Annotated in this window: 11 protein-coding genes; 7 read left to right on the top strand and 4 right to left on the bottom strand. The window is 42.5% G+C overall.

Annotated features, from left to right (window positions below):
- Nucleotides 1-110: 110 nt before the first annotated feature.
- Together LMH66_RS19490 and cutA are read right to left on the bottom strand one after the other, a co-directional pair.
- A complete protein-coding gene (locus LMH66_RS19490; RefSeq protein ID WP_229372493.1) occupies nt 111-1,973 on the bottom strand; it encodes a protein-disulfide reductase DsbD in 1,863 nt (620 codons plus the stop codon).
- A complete protein-coding gene (cutA, locus tag LMH66_RS19485; RefSeq protein WP_102527720.1) occupies nt 1,970-2,293 on the bottom strand; it encodes a divalent-cation tolerance protein CutA in 324 nt (107 codons plus the stop codon). The genes LMH66_RS19490 and cutA overlap by 4 nt, the downstream gene beginning before the upstream one ends.
- A 369-nt stretch (nt 2,294-2,662) precedes the next feature.
- Here cutA and LMH66_RS19480 point away from each other — a divergent pair, with 369 nt between their 5' ends.
- Nucleotides 2,663-3,286 (top strand): FxsA family protein, encoded by a 624-nt coding sequence (locus tag LMH66_RS19480; protein WP_229372491.1) that lies wholly within the window; start codon nt 2,663-2,665, stop codon nt 3,284-3,286.
- A gap of 212 nt (nt 3,287-3,498) precedes the next feature.
- Here the strand turns inward: LMH66_RS19480 and LMH66_RS19475 are convergent, their stop codons facing one another.
- Together LMH66_RS19475 and LMH66_RS19470 are read right to left on the bottom strand one after the other, a co-directional pair.
- On the bottom strand, nt 3,499-3,861 hold the full coding sequence (locus tag LMH66_RS19475; protein ID WP_229372489.1) for a hypothetical protein: 363 nt from the start codon (nt 3,859-3,861) through the stop codon (nt 3,499-3,501).
- A 158-nt stretch (nt 3,862-4,019) separates the two neighbouring features.
- Complete coding sequence (locus LMH66_RS19470) at nt 4,020-5,411, bottom strand: MATE family efflux transporter (RefSeq protein WP_229372487.1); 1,392 nt, start codon at nt 5,409-5,411, stop codon at nt 4,020-4,022.
- Between the two features lie 224 nt (nt 5,412-5,635).
- Between LMH66_RS19470 and LMH66_RS19465 the strand changes: the two genes are divergently transcribed.
- From LMH66_RS19465 to LMH66_RS19440, 6 genes are all read left to right on the top strand, one after another.
- Nucleotides 5,636-5,926 (top strand): co-chaperone GroES, encoded by a 291-nt coding sequence (locus LMH66_RS19465; RefSeq protein WP_055022857.1) that lies wholly within the window; start codon nt 5,636-5,638, stop codon nt 5,924-5,926.
- Between the two features lie 49 nt (nt 5,927-5,975).
- Nucleotides 5,976-7,619: a chaperonin GroEL gene (groL, locus tag LMH66_RS19460; RefSeq protein ID WP_229372485.1), complete on the top strand. Its 1,644-nt coding sequence runs from the start codon at nt 5,976-5,978 to the stop codon at nt 7,617-7,619.
- A 553-nt stretch (nt 7,620-8,172) separates the two neighbouring features.
- Nucleotides 8,173-9,275, top strand: a protein-coding gene (locus LMH66_RS19455; RefSeq protein ID WP_229372482.1) for an IS3 family transposase whose coding sequence is annotated in 2 segments (ribosomal slippage) — nt 8,173-8,437 and nt 8,437-9,275 — 1,104 coding nt in all. Because the reading frame shifts where the segments join, the coding sequence is not laid out codon by codon here.
- A gap of 284 nt (nt 9,276-9,559) precedes the next feature.
- On the top strand, nt 9,560-9,988 hold the full coding sequence (locus LMH66_RS19450; protein ID WP_229372480.1) for a hypothetical protein: 429 nt from the start codon (nt 9,560-9,562) through the stop codon (nt 9,986-9,988).
- Between the two features lie 135 nt (nt 9,989-10,123).
- Nucleotides 10,124-10,996, top strand: coding sequence for a hypothetical protein (locus tag LMH66_RS19445; RefSeq protein ID WP_229372477.1), 873 nt, complete (start codon nt 10,124-10,126; stop codon nt 10,994-10,996).
- Between the two features lie 23 nt (nt 10,997-11,019).
- The gene (locus LMH66_RS19440; protein ID WP_229372473.1) at nt 11,020-14,589 is read left to right on the top strand and encodes a zinc-dependent metalloprotease; all 3,570 of its coding nucleotides are present in this window, start codon (nt 11,020-11,022) and stop codon (nt 14,587-14,589) included.
- Nucleotides 14,590-14,917: the final 328 nt, after the last annotated feature.

Genomic DNA, 14,917 nt, shown 5'->3' with positions numbered 1-14,917 from the left:
AGATTGTATAACAATAAAATTAACTTGATATTAAAATTTAAACCTATATCAACAAAAAGGCCAATTTAAAAATAAATTGGCCTTTTTTCATAACGTTAAAAATTTATAAATTATTTTACAAGTAATAAATCCAAGTGTTCAGCAAAAGGTTTAGGGTTCATAAAACCCGTTACTCGTAAATCTTCACGTTGATTGCCATTTTCATCGAACATTAAGAGTGTTGGTAGTCCTAACACACTGAAGTGCTCGAGCAATTCAACATCAACTGCATCACTTTTGGTCACATCTGCTTGCAGTAAAACCATTTGATCTAAACGCTCCATCACTTCAGGGGCGACGAAGGTAATGTTCTCAAACTCTTTACAGGCCACACACCAGTCAGCATATAAATCCAGCATGACGGTTTTACCGCTAATACTGGCTTTATCCAGTTCAATTTCTAAGTCATCTACCGATTTAATCAGTTTAAATTCGGCATGTTTAACAGGCGCACTTTGATTGATTTCATTACTGATAGACGGCGCTTGTAACCCCATGACAGACATCACCGCTTGGAAACCGTATGAGAAACTTGCCAATAATGTCAGCGTAAGCAAAATGCCACGAGTGGTTTGCTTCCAGTTAAATTCAGACAGCTTGTTTTGGTGGATAAGGTAGCCAGTTAAGCCAACGCCCCATAGCGACCAAAGAACATCAGAGACAACCCCAGGCCAGATGCGACCTACCATTACGATAGACACAGAAATCAGTAAGAAGCCAAAGATGGTTTTAATGATATCCATCCAAGCGCCTGCGCGTGGTAATAATTTACCGCCAGAGGTGCCGATAATGAGCAGTGGTACACCCATACCCATGCTCAGTACGTAGAGTGCTAAGAACCCTTGCAGTAAGTCGCCGCTTTGGGCTACGTAAATGAGTGCACCTGACAGTGGCGCTGTAGTACAAGGTGAAGCGACTAAGCCAGAAATCACGCCCATAAAGAATACGCCAATCAGGTTGCCACCTTTTTGGTTATTCGACAGGTTGTTCATTTTATCTTGCCATTTGCCCGGCAGGCGTAACTCGTACATGCCAAACATAGACAAACTGAGCAGCACAAACATCACTGCTAAGAAAATCAAAATAGCAGGGTGCTGCAGCGCAGCCTGGAACTTCATCCCAGCAGAAGCGACCACTAAGCCTAATAGCGAATAGGTAATCGCCATACCTTGAACATAAGCCATCGATAAGGTGAAGGCTTTTGCGGTAGATAACTGCTTACCTTGACCGACAATAATCCCTGATAAAATCGGGTACATTGGGAATACACAAGGGGTTAGTGCTAAACCAATACCTAAACCAAAGAAAATCACTAAGGTCCACATCAGACTGTCGTTAGCCAACATTTGGCTTAAGCTATCTTGCTGCGTGATTGGTGCTTGTAACTCTGGGTTAGCTGGGGCATTTTGTGCTGCTTGTTTTGCGGCGTAGTCATCGCCAATGATGGCTTTTTTCTTGGCAAGTTTGCCATCGTTGGCGGCAACGGCTTCTAGATTTACATCACGTTTGGTAGGTGGGTAACACAGCTTACCCTCGGCGCAGCCCATAAAGGTGACTTGCACCTTTGAGCCAGCAGCAGCCTCTTTAAGTGCCAATGGCAGCTCGACATAAGAATAGTAAACGGCTTGTTCGCCAAAATATTCGTCATCGTGCATTTTACCTTTTGGCAATTCGATATCGCCAATGACTGCACCGTCAGCGCTAAAGGTCAACTTGTCACGATACATGTAATAGCCTTCGGCTATGACAAAGTTAACTGCGACTCGATTACCGTCTTGCTTGTAATCAAATACGAAAGCCTCTTCAACGGGCATTAATTCAGGTTCGTCTTGTAAAAAGCTGAATTTGTTGCTGTTACTAAAAATGTCTTCACTGTGTGCTAATGGTGATAGCAGCAGTAAGCTGGTCAATATAAGCGCAAATATTTTATTCATGATTGAGAGGTTTCTTTTATCCAATGTAAATAATTTGGCAAGCCATGGGTAATAGGCGTAGCGATTAACTCTGGTACTTCATAGGGATGCAAATCGATCACTATTTTTTGTATCGCATCATAATTATCTGCCATGCATTTTATGTGCATAGCCACTTCACTACTATGACAAACCTCACTTTCCCAGACATAGACCGATTCGACCTGAGGATACAATTGCACACAAGCAGCGACCTTAGCGTTGACTAACGCTGTTGCGAGCTTTTTTGCACTGGCGATATCTGGACAAGTTGTTATAACTAATAAATAGTTTGCTGACATAGGGAGCTTATCATCTTTGGTTTATCTTAAAGTTAGCTTAAGCTTAATAACCTAAAATAGGTGCTTGCTAGAGCTTATGAATTTGTTTTTATTCATAACAATAGCGCACTACTTTACGTTTTTTTGTCATTGAGTTCACTAGAGGCCGATAATCTTTCGAGATGAATTATGTAAGCGTTAGTTGCTAATTTAATACTGATAGCATTGATGACATCGTCATAAGCAAACAGTATTAACCATTATCTCGAAAAATCTTGACCGCAAAAGGTCTAAATACCTTTGTGAATAACAATAATTTTGATGCGTCTTGAATTAAGACCTGATTACCCCCATATATTGTTCATACCCAATGAAATAATTGAGGCCAGCATGCTGTTAGTTTTGTTTTTAGTTTTTATTCTTGTTCCTGCTATTGAGTTATCAGTGTTGATCTCAGTAGGAGATGTGTTTGGCCCATTGAATACTGTGGCACTCGTGTTTTTAACCGCAATAGTCGGTGTGTCATTGGTGCGTAGCCAAGGCTTAAGCACCTTAATGTCAGTGCAATCTAAACTGGAACGCGGTGAAGCGCCAGGTAAGGAAATTGTCGAAGGCATGATGTTAGCTGCAGCAGGTTTATTGTTGTTGTTTCCAGGTTTTGTCACTGACTTGATTGGTTTATTACTATTAACCCCATTTACTCGTTCACCCATTGCGAGCTACATCTTTAAACGTATGCAAATGCGCGTGGTTGCTGGTGGCGGTTTTCAGGGGCAAGCGGGTCAGAACCCATTTGGTCAGCAAGGTTTTGGCCAAAACCCATTTGACCAAGGACGCAATGACGGAAATACCTTCGATGGCGACTTTGAGCGTAAGTTTGATCCGAATGACATGAGGCCTGAAACCCATCAGGTTGAAATGAAAGATATTACCCCAGTAAAAGATGATGTATCTGAAGCCAGCGATACTCAATCTGCAACTGACAGTGCCAGCGATAAAACTGACAAGCGCTAAACAGCTTAGCGCCTTACGAATCTTATTTTCTAATAATAAAAAGCCGCTTGAGTACAATACTCAAGCGGCTTTTTTAGTTTTTTTGAGGTGGTTAATACAGAGTAAACACGTAAAAATGAGACGGTTTATAAGGAGCTATTCGGCTTTAATGGCTATTTATTTTAAGGGCTATTTTTTAAGGCTTATTTCTTAAAGTCTATTCACTTTAAGGCTTATTGATTTGAAGGCTTATTAGCGTCATCGATTTTTTTGCCCATGATATAGGCACTAATACTGCCCCCAATCCAACAGATTAATAGCACCAATACCGCGATATCCAGTGAAGCAGGTAAGTTAGTGGTAACACTTTGGTGCACAGCGTCATAAATGCTATAAAAATCGAGGGGAATATTGCCGGCAACAATATCATCGGCAATGGCTTGAGCGCGCTGCATGACCACGGTCATGATGGCACATAGGCTCACAAAACATGCTGCAATAATGCTCCAGCCAATGGCTTTTTTACCTAAATATAAGTGCCCAACTCCAGGGCAAACAAATGCATTTAATAGGGTGGCATTGACAGACTTACTCATGAGGCTTTCCTCGGCATTTAGTTTATTTAATACAGCCGACTGTTATTTACTACTGCTAGTCGCATTTTACTCAATACAACATTAAATCCTTAACGATGCAAGAGCTGATGAATTAAGCTTAATTCATCAGCCTTAGTAAACCATGCTTCTTATACAAGCTATAAGGTTGAATCAGCAGAACTATTCAATTCGTCATTGTTGTAGTGAAGATGAGCAGAATCGGGTTCAGTGAGTTTACTCGCCATAATGTAACAGGCAATCCCCATGATCGTATTAGTCACGGGCAGTGCAATCAGCAAGCCTTTCACTCCACCGAGATATAAACCAACCGCGGCTAAAGGCAGCATTAAAACAAATAGGCGGACGAGGTTAATCACTAATGATTTCATTGGGCGGTGGTAGGCATTTAAGCAAGTGGCAAACATAATCACTACGGCTAACGGCCCATAGGCTGCGGGTAATACATGAATATAAAAGCTTAAAGAATCGATAACGGCAGGGTCACTACTGAACCACTGGGCAATGGTGTTACCGCTGAAGTAAATCGGGATATACATTAAGGTTTGAAACACTAATGCAAAGCGCAGCGCTAGCATCATGCCGTCTTTGGCGCGTTTATGTTGGCCAGCCCCTAAATTTTGTCCCACAAACGGTATTAACGATGACGTCATGGCCATTATTACCACTAAAAATAAGGTTTCTAAGCGAATACCAGCGCCAAAAGCGGCAACTGCTGCTTGGTCTGCGCGGGCGAGCATAGCTAAAATCACGCCATTGGCGATAGGGTTGAGCATATTCATTAATGCGGCAGGGCGAGCAATATGACCGAGCTTTTTCCAATTTGCAGTAATACGAACTCGGCAAAGTGTCATTAGCTCAAGAATGCGTTTTTTATAAATGAGGATGTAGCCCGAAACGGTAAAAGCGACCACCCACGACACTAAGGTCGCAATCGCAGCCCCTTGGATCTCAAGGCGGGGAAATGGCCCTATCCCAAAAATTAATAATGGATCGAGGATTAAGTTAATAATTGCGGCTACCGCCATAATAATCGCTGGCGAGCGAGTATCACCCGTGGCGCGGATCCCTTGATTGCCCACCATCAACAACACTAACAGCGGCGCACTGCAAAACCATATCAACATATAGTCGTGGATCAGCGGCAAGCTTTTTTCATTTGCCCCCATCAAGGTAAACAGTGGGTCAATAGCCATAATGCCAATAGAGACCAATATACTGATCAAGATGAAGGTCAGCAGCATAGCGTCAAATAAGAAGCTTTTAGCTTTGGTTGTATTGCCAGCTCCAATTAATCGAGAAAGATTAGTCGATGTGGCAGCGCCAATACCAATGGCGATACTGGCAAACACAATGGCGACAGGGAAAGTGAAACTGACAGCAGCAAGCGCATCAGTACCTAACTGACTAATGAAGAATGTATCTATAAGGCTGCCACCATAAATGGTGAGGATACCGATAAGGTTGGGGAGGCTCATATTGAAAAGCACACGACCTATTGGTGCGCTGAGCAACCCATGTTTATCATTCATCAATTTGGACTTAAACACGAAAACGGGAGACAAATTCTATCAGTATTCATTATCGTTTAATAAATACTAGCGACAAATTTTACAAAAAAATCGCAGTTTTTTTATAAATACCCTTGGAACTGTGATCATCAACCCCCATATATCAAACATCAAAGGGTAAATGCCCTTATCATTTGTTTAAAACCGCCTCGTTTGTGGGCAGCAATCATTAGGAGAGTCCGTAGATGAATATTCGTCCATTACATGACCGCGTAATCGTAAAACGTTTAGAGGTTGAGTCAACTTCAGCTGGTGGCATCGTATTAACTGGTAGTGCTGCAGAAGTATCAACACGTGGTGAAATCCTAGCTGTAGGCAATGGTCGCATCTTAGAAAACGGCGAAGTGAAAGCGCTTGACGTTAAAGTAGGCGACGTAGTGATTTTCAACGAAGGCTACGGCGTGAAGAAAGAAAAGATTGATGGTGAAGAAGTACTTATCTTATCTGAATCAGACTTAATGGCCGTTGTAGGTTAATCCGCGCCATTAAATCGCTTTCAATCAACAAATTTTAAGGAACATGAAAATGTCAGCAAAAGAAGTATTATTTGGCAGTGACGGCCGCGTTAAAATGCTAAACGGCGTCAACATTCTTGCTAACGCAGTAAAAGTAACTTTAGGCCCTAAAGGTCGTAACGTTGTTTTAGACAAAAGCTTTGGCTCACCGCTAATCACTAAAGATGGTGTTTCGGTAGCGAAAGAAATCGAACTAGAAGACAAGTTCGAAAACATGGGCGCACAAATGGTGAAAGAAGTTGCTTCTAAAGCCAATGATGCAGCTGGTGACGGTACAACTACTGCAACTGTATTAGCACAATCAATCGTGACTGAAGGTCTAAAAGCGGTTGCTGCTGGTATGAACCCAATGGATCTTAAGCGCGGCATCGACAAAGCAGTCATTGCTGCTGTTGCTGAACTTAAAGCGCTTTCTCAAGAGTGTTCAGATTCTAAAGCCATCGCACAGGTTGGTACTATTTCTGCTAACTCTGACGAATCAATCGGCGAAATCATTGCAACTGCAATGGAAAAAGTTGGCAAAGAAGGCGTTATTACCGTTGAAGAAGGCCAAGCGCTTGAAAACGAATTAGACGTTGTTGAAGGTATGCAGTTTGACCGTGGTTACCTATCACCATACTTCATCAACAAGCCAGAAACTGGCAGCGTTGAGTTAGATGCACCATTTATCTTATTAGTTGATAAGAAAATCTCTAACATCCGTGAATTATTACCAATCCTAGAAGCGTTAGCTAAAACAGGTAAGCCATTGCTTATCGTTGCAGAAGACGTTGAAGGTGAAGCATTAGCAACATTAGTTGTCAACAACATGCGCGGTATCGTTAAAGTGGCAGCTGTTAAAGCACCTGGCTTTGGTGACCGTCGTAAAGCAATGCTTCAAGACATCGCGATTCTTACTGGCGGTACTGTTATCGCTGAAGAAATCGGTCTAGAGATTGAAAAAGCAGCCCTAGAAGATTTAGGAACAGCTAAGCGTGTTGTTATCACTAAAGACAGCACCACCATCATCGATGGTAACGGCGAGCAAGAGCAAATCTCTGGCCGTGTTTCACAAATCAAGATTCAAGTTGAAGAATCAACTTCTGACTACGACAAAGAAAAACTTCAAGAGCGTATGGCTAAGTTAGCTGGCGGTGTTGCAGTAATCAAAGTTGGCGCAGCAACTGAAGTTGAAATGAAAGAGAAAAAAGCTCGCGTAGAAGATGCATTACATGCAACTCGCGCAGCAGTAGAAGAAGGCGTTGTTCCTGGAGGTGGGGTTGCACTAGTACGTGTTGCTTCTAAAATCTCTGAAGTTGAAGTGATCAACGAAGACCAAAAACACGGTGTGATTATCGCACTACGTTCAATGGAAGCACCTCTACGTCAAATCGCAACTAACGCAGGTGAAGAAGCGTCAGTTGTGGCTAACACTGTTAAAAACGGCACAGGTAACTTTGGTTACAATGCTGGTAACGACACTTACGGTGACATGCTAGAAATGGGTATTCTTGACCCAACTAAAGTAACTCGTAGTGCACTACAGTTTGCCGCATCAATTGCAGGTCTAATGATTACGACTGAAGCAATGGTAGCTGAAATTCCACAAGAAGCTGCAGCGCCTGATATGGGCGGTATGGGCGGTATGGGTGGAATGGGCGGCATGGGCATGTAATCTAACTGGTTAAAATTGGCTATTACTGCGTTGCTACTTGCTCACATACACAAAACGTATGCTTCGCTTGCAGCGCCTTGTACTAGTCAATTTTTCCTGCGTCAGATGATTATTGTTGATGTTGGTCTACAGCCTAAAAGCTTAGAATCGAACTTCTTGTAAAAGAAATTGAAAGCCCCGATACCTAACGGTATCGGGGCTTTTTTAGGGTTCAAAAGCGTTATTTCGCTTATTCTTACTCACTTGTTCTAAGCCTACTTCTCCTACGAAATAAATGAATAATGCTCGCTTAACTAAAGCTAAAAACAAAAAACGATATTTTTAGAACCGGCTTTTTGTATTTTCTGGGAAGATTTAAAAATGAGCTATTATTCAATTAAATATTGTCACATGTTAACGGGTGATTCTTGCTCAGTGACTACTGAAGTTGTGTTTTATCAACGGGAACTAAATGGCATAAAAGTGACAGATTAGTTCATTGTGTAACCCTCCCTTAAAATCAGAATGTTTTAAATAGAGTTTTCCATTTACACTAAACCAAATGGAGAATCACATGAAAAAGACACGTTTTACTGAAAGCCAAATCATCAACATCCTCAAAGAAGGTGAATCAGGCGCCCTTACTGTGCCTGAGTTATGCCGCAAACATAATGTCGGTCAAAGCACCTATTACAAATGGAAATCGAAATACGGTGGGATGCAAGCCTCTGATTTAACCCGTATGCGTGAATTAGAAGCCGAAAATGCCAAGCTTAAAAAGATGTTTGCAGATGTCAGTTTGCAAAACATGGCGTTAAAAGACATTGTTGAAAAAAAACTATAAAGCCAGCAGAGCGGAAGGTGTTAGCCCACTATGCCATTAATGAATTTGGCCTAGGTGTTGTGTTGGCTTGTGATGCGCTAAGTATTAGTCGTTGCACATATTATTATCAACTCAAACGTATCGATGATAAAGATATCACTGACGCGGTATCTGACATTGCACAGAAGCATAAGGCTTATGGTTTTCGGAAGATATTTAAACGGCTGCGCCTTCTAGGGCATAAATGGAATCACAAACGTGTGTATCGCGTTTATTGTGGTTTGAAGCTTAACTTACGGCGTAAAGGCAAAAAACGCTTACCTTCTCGTGAGCCAGAGCCACTCGCCGTTCCAGCAAAGGAAAATGAATGTTGGTCAATGGATTTTATGAGCGATAACTTGTTTTCAGGAAAGTCGTTCAGAACTTTTAATGTGATTGATGACTACCATCGTGAAGCTTTAGCGATAGAAGTGGACTCAAGCTTACCTGCGCAACGGGTTATACGTGTACTGGATAGAATCGCAGCCTATCGCGGTTATCCAAAGCGCTTAAGACAAGATAATGGGCCTGAGTTTATCTCACATGCACTTGAGATGTGGGCCGAACAACACGGTATCAAGTTAGACTTTATTAAGCCTGGTAAGCCAACTCAAAATGCATTTATTGAACGATTTAACCGGACTTATCGAAATGAAGTATTAGACTGCTATTTGTTCAATAGTTTGACTGAAGTTAGGGAAATCACAGATAGTTGGATTGAAGAATATAATTATGATCGGCCACATGAATCACTAAACGATCTACCGCCCAAGCTATATGAGCGGTTAAATAAAGAAAACTCTCTTAAAATATGATCGATATAAGGGAGGGTTACAACCTATCTCAATATTGTAATCGAAATGTTTGAGTCAAAGATAGAATGTCGTAAAGTCGTTACAACCGATAAGTGGTTGGTGTTTATAGCGTATATTTTATGCGACTAGAATCACAATATTTACCTGCTCATTAATTAGCCATTGACATTAATTTACTCATTTCATAGATTGAAATTTCGCCTTAAAAACATTTGTATCACTTTGCATCAGCCGTTTTGAGTTCATAATGAGCTAATTCGGCATTAAATATATTGAGAATCCGTTTGAAGAGATTAAGTAAAACTCTAGTTTATTTACCTATTTTGATCGCCATCTTTTTGGTCGGTCAGTCTATGGTAGCTAAAACAGAAGTTGAAACAGTCTCGTCAAATTGCCAGTCTTTACTGCAAACAAAGCAGCATGAATTTTCGCTGTATAACAATAAGTTTGCGCAGTCTCAAGTAGTCATTGTTACTATGCTGTGCCAAAAGGTGAGCTCAACTGTCGAGCGTGTATCAAGCACACTCGTGGCGGAAACCGAAGAGCTTGATATTAATTTACTCACAGCTAATTCGGTATTCTTTTGCCTATTGCTACTCTTCAGCAATTACTTAGTAATAAGAAACCTCAAACACAAAACACCGAAAAAAATCATTAATTTGGTGTCGATTGTCCATAGCTGGATAAAGCCAATTAAAGGCTGCCCTTCTTAATTGACTCACTTTGAGTCATCAAAATGCTGATCCGATAATCGGATAAAGCAGCAAAAACTGTAAATTAAATCTCAATCGTTTGGCTTTTTAACCATTGCCAGATAATCAACAAGTGATCTCTTAAAGGGTGGAATTATGCCGTCTAAGAATAACTGCGCCATGCTTCCGGGCAAACGCCGACTCAGTTTTCAAAAAGCACTACTTTGCACAGCCGTAATGTGCGTGAGTTGCACATTATCGTCATCAGCATTCGCTGACAATGAAAATGTATCAGTAGCAAATAGCTCAACCACTTCCAACTGGTCAGGTTATGTCAGTGCTAGCGCAACAACCAACGCCTTCGGGCAATCAGAGCCTAGCTCTTATCAATCAATAAGCGGCAATGGCCGTATAGGTTATCGAGATAGCTGGGGCAGTATCCGATTATCTGCTGGAGGTGAGGTCGAAACCCATCACGACCAATCGTACTACTACGACACATTTCTTGAATACCGCACGCCAACTAAAAGCTTTAATTCAGACTGGAGTTTAATCGGCAGCGCGGGGGTATTTCTGCCAACGAGCCACACTAGTCAAGAGAACAAGCTACAAGCAGCACCTCGAGTCGGAGGCTACCTATTCTATCGCCCCAATAATGTATGGAATTTCTATATATCACCAAGGTTTAGGTACAACGCCTACAAGTATGAAATCGGCCGACAGGGCGAGCATTTTGTAGAGCATCAAATCGACATACTGGCAGATGCGACCTGGCAGTTTACCGATAACTGGTATTTAGATGTCAGCGGCTCATATGGTATGGCCAAGAAGTTCAATAGCAGTCGCTATGACAATTTATTTACCGCTAGCCAAGAGATTGGCTGGGAATTTTCACCCAGTTGGATAGCCGCTGTCGGCCACAATAACAGCGGCGGATTCTATGACCCAGAAAGAGGTTCATCTCATGGATTTGAGATCTATGACAAACGAAGCTCAGTCTTTTACTTGTCGATAACGAAATACTTATAACATTTATTGGAAGAGAGGTTTACATGAAAATATCGACGATAGCGCTTATCATTGTCGGGGCCATAGCCCTCAATGGTTGTGGCTCCGATGAGCCGTATCAGGAAGTAAAAAAAGATGAGAAAATGGTCTCGGTGCAAAATCTCAAAGAAGCAACCACTGACACCAGCGTGACCAATGCCCAGCAAACGACGGCCACATCCTTGTCTGAACTTGCAGTCAAACAGCCTGAACGATTGTTTCTGTATACGCGTAGCTTAGGCGATGCACCAAGGTATTCGGCCCCCATACATGGCTTCTCGCAAGGAGATGAAAAACTCGTCACCTTGCGCATGACTGAAAACGGCATTCAGCTAAGGCAAATTGATCGAGATAACATCGGCCTTGGTCATGACTCCCGTTATGACAATGAATACAACAAAGCCCCAGTGCTCACCATTCCTGGCGAATACGTTGATTTCCAATGTCAAAAAGACAATTGGGATGACTGTACTAACAAAGAGGAAGAGATCACTGACCGTAATGTCACCTGGGATCAAAAGAAATTCTTTATTCCTCACTTTGAAGCAGCGCAAATTGCTGAAGAGAACTATACCGATTTGGTCACTTTTAAACAGTGCACCACAGAAACAGAATCGGCTCACTTAGTTAAAGATGGCGATTGGCACGGTTATGAAATGGACTTAGCCAATGGCGTCATCAACTTTGAAATCGAGCATACCTATCAAGCCAACCCAGCTTGCTTTGGAAAATTCTTCAAAGGTAATTTCGATAACCTGTCTTTCACTACCACAGAATACATTTCGATTGTTGCTGTTGACCAGCTCGCCAGTGATGACTTTGACGTGGTGCCATACAGTGAAGATGAAAATAGCAGCTATGGCTTTTTTAGAACCCAGCATAACTATCGTGACGGTAATCATGCTGCAGGTAAAGACGGCTATGTACGCCAATACTTAAACCACTACAATCCGAAAAAAGCGGCGATTACTTATTACCTCAGTAATAACTTTTTTGAAGATAAAAACAAACCATTTTTAGATGCAGCCAACGAAAGCATCACCGCGATGAACATTCAAAATAAGATGTTCGAAACAGGCTTACCTCCAATCAAGCTCGAAAAAGCAGGTAATCACCGTCACGGCGATCTGCGTTATAGCAATATAACCTTGTTCGATGAGCCACTCGACAATGGCTTGGCTGGATATGGTCCATCAGCCGCGAACCCATTGACTGGTGAAATTGTCAGTGGTCGAGTTGATCAATATAGCGCTAACTTAGAGCAAGGTGCTACGCGTTACTACCGCCGTGTCCAGCTCGATTATAACCGCGGTATGCTTGATCCAAGCTCAGTAAAAGCACTCACTGGTGTCGACTACACCCCAGCACCAGAGGCGATTGCCCGAGACAATGAAGTTGCGGCCAACAAGTTAGTTGCTCAGCAAACGGCCACCAGTGATAACTCAATGAGTAGCCAGCCGATGCAAACTGAGTTACCGCAAGCACAAATTCCAACACTTTCAACTGACAATGCAGACAGTGCACCATTTGAAGAGCTGGTTAATCAACACGACAAAACCGCTGACTTCTGGGCAGAGCACAATCTGATGAGCGTCAATGAAGCGTTCGGGTTAGGTGGCGGCGCGCTGAGAGAACTACCTAGGGGCTTAAAAGGCCACGAGATTGATTGGACTAATAGCGAGTTTTGGGTTGACGGTATTGTGGGTGAAAAGTTAAAGGACATCGAAAAGATGTCGACCTCTTTCCAATCTGATTTAGTCACTAAACTAGCCGCGCAAGCCTTTGCGGGCACCTTAACCCATGAGCTCGGCCACACATTTGGTTTACGCCATAACTTTGCTGGTAGCCGCGATCAAGCTAACTTCTTTAATGAACAAGAGATCAGCAAGTTTGAGTCCGCATTTGCCGCAGCAGGTTACCCCAACCTTACTGTAAAAGCGGATTTCTCAAGTCAAATGGACTATAACGTCGATCGTTTTGCCACTACATTTGAGAAGTATGACCTCGCCGCACTCCGCTTTGGTTATGCCCGTAACGTAGAAACCACGGATGGCGCCATGGTGTCACTGAAAGAACAAGATGCAAATCGTCGTCAAGAACTTAGTGAGGGTGACTTAACTGGTGCGACGCAATATGGCGCACTGCATAATGTAGCTGCTGCCAACGATCTAAGGTATTTTGCTTTCTGTACCGACGGTCACGTGTCGTTAAATAGTAACTGTAACCGTTTTGATGCAGGGACGAACAACGATGATATCGCGCAATACTATGTTGATAAATACTTCGACAGTTACGACACCATGAACTTACGTCACAATCGTCAAACGCTGTTTGAAGATAACATACTGCCTTACACCGTCAATCGTCTCAGTGGCTTTAACGATATTCGTCAGTTTGTTGAAGATACCGCGTCGGCAGAAGAGTTATTTGCCTTTAGCCAAAACGATCTAGCCGAGTTTTGTCCAAGCCATCAAACGTATTGGTTCTGTGCATCTCAACGCGCAGTAAACAAAGCCGCTGATACCTTCTTAAAGGTTGCTGGCATGAATGACATCTACCTGCATGTCAGCTACAAAATGAACAGCGATGACAGCACGGTATTTACTAAGGTTCATTCACTGGAAGATCTACTGTCGAGAATTTACCGTCTCAACGGAAATCAACTCGATGAAAGCTTAGATGTTGGTAAAATCATCACCAGCTTTGAGCAAGATCCTGAGAAGCTTAAGCAACTACTAGTAAAAGCAGATGTAGTGTCTGCCTACCAAGATCTGCTTTATGCCGATGTCACCGTAAATAAAGGTCGTCTACTTAATGGTCTTAAAGCGCCGGAATCAAATCCAAATCATCCTTTTGTAAACGAAAGAGATGTACTGGGAATGTGGCCTGATAAGCTGTTAGCAGTGCGTCAATTGCTAACAAGAAAGTCACCAAGAAGTAGCACAGATCGTTCATACTACGCCCTAGCCGATACCGCAAAAGTCCATGATGATCTCCAAGGTATGCTTTGCCACATGACTATGGGCAATACTGTAGACGATCTCAATGGCTACCTAACAACTCCTGCACTTAACAATGCTTGTGCCGATGTTGATCCAAAGTACTACAGCAGCGATGTGGACTATGCCGACCAGCAGATAGAAGCACTACCAAGTTATGCTACATCACTTGGGAGTTACTTTGGCTTCCCGCAAAGTACAGGAGAGATGAAAGGTAAGAGTAACTTGCTACAGATGATGCTCAAGCAAGTTGTACTAGCCTCACATGATAGTGATTACCGCGGCGAAGAAAAAGCTCGAGTTTGGCGTGAATTTGCCGGTATTCATATGGCAAGTGACGCAGTCAGTTCAGTCAAAACCATCTCGCTACAGGGCAAGAACTATGTTGCTACTGACGAGAACACGCTCGCGCTAGCGCTCATTGAGCAGCTAGAACAGATTGATACATTAATGGAAAATAAGCCGTTAATGGATCATGTCATGAATGCCGATGGTGCCACCTTCAAAGATTTAATTGTTGACCCAATGGTCGCCAGAGACAAACGTGTATTGACTTACCTGCCAGTGTTGTCATAACGGTTAGCAGCCCTAACCAGTAGTTAAAGACTGCCCTCCAAAAAAGGCCTGTATTTACAGGCCTTAATTAGATGGTCCGCCTCACCCCTAAGCTAATCTTAGGGTTAGGCTAACAAAGAGGCGAACCATCATGTCTACTATTAAAGTTATTGGGATCGATTTAGGCAAATCTTCTTTTCATCTTGTTGCTCATGACTATCAAGGTCGAGAGCAATTTTGAAAGCAGCTGTAACCCTCCCTTAAAATCAGTAATAAGTGGGGTCAGAGTCTGAGGGAACCCCACGAATTTAATAGGATGCTTGTGGTTCCCTCACTAAATCCAGCAGCA

The sequence above is a fragment of the Shewanella sp. 10N.7 genome, assembly GCF_020806285.1.
In the GTDB taxonomy this organism is placed as follows: Bacteria; Pseudomonadota; Gammaproteobacteria; order Enterobacterales; family Shewanellaceae; genus Shewanella; species Shewanella electrodiphila.
The sequence above is the reverse complement of the archived record's forward strand: the minus strand, read 5'-3'. Positions and strand labels throughout refer to the sequence as shown.

Bases quoted from the DNA above. Each gene is read 5' to 3' on its own strand.
- cutA (WP_102527720.1), bottom strand. From the start codon at position 2,293: ATGTCAGCAAACTATTTATTAGTTATAACAACTTGTCCAGATATCGCC.
- LMH66_RS19440 (WP_229372473.1), top strand. From the start codon at position 11,020: ATGAAAATATCGACGATAGCGCTTATCATTGTCGGGGCCATAGCCCTC.
- LMH66_RS19480 (WP_229372491.1), top strand. From the start codon at position 2,663: ATGCTGTTAGTTTTGTTTTTAGTTTTTATTCTTGTTCCTGCTATTGAG.
- LMH66_RS19475 (WP_229372489.1), bottom strand. From the start codon at position 3,861: ATGAGTAAGTCTGTCAATGCCACCCTATTAAATGCATTTGTTTGCCCT.
- LMH66_RS19470 (WP_229372487.1), bottom strand. From the start codon at position 5,411: ATGAATGATAAACATGGGTTGCTCAGCGCACCAATAGGTCGTGTGCTT.
- LMH66_RS19445 (WP_229372477.1), top strand. From the start codon at position 10,124: ATGCCGTCTAAGAATAACTGCGCCATGCTTCCGGGCAAACGCCGACTC.
- LMH66_RS19465 (WP_055022857.1), top strand. From the start codon at position 5,636: ATGAATATTCGTCCATTACATGACCGCGTAATCGTAAAACGTTTAGAG.
- LMH66_RS19490 (WP_229372493.1), bottom strand. From the start codon at position 1,973: ATGAATAAAATATTTGCGCTTATATTGACCAGCTTACTGCTGCTATCA.
- groL (WP_229372485.1), top strand. From the start codon at position 5,976: ATGTCAGCAAAAGAAGTATTATTTGGCAGTGACGGCCGCGTTAAAATG.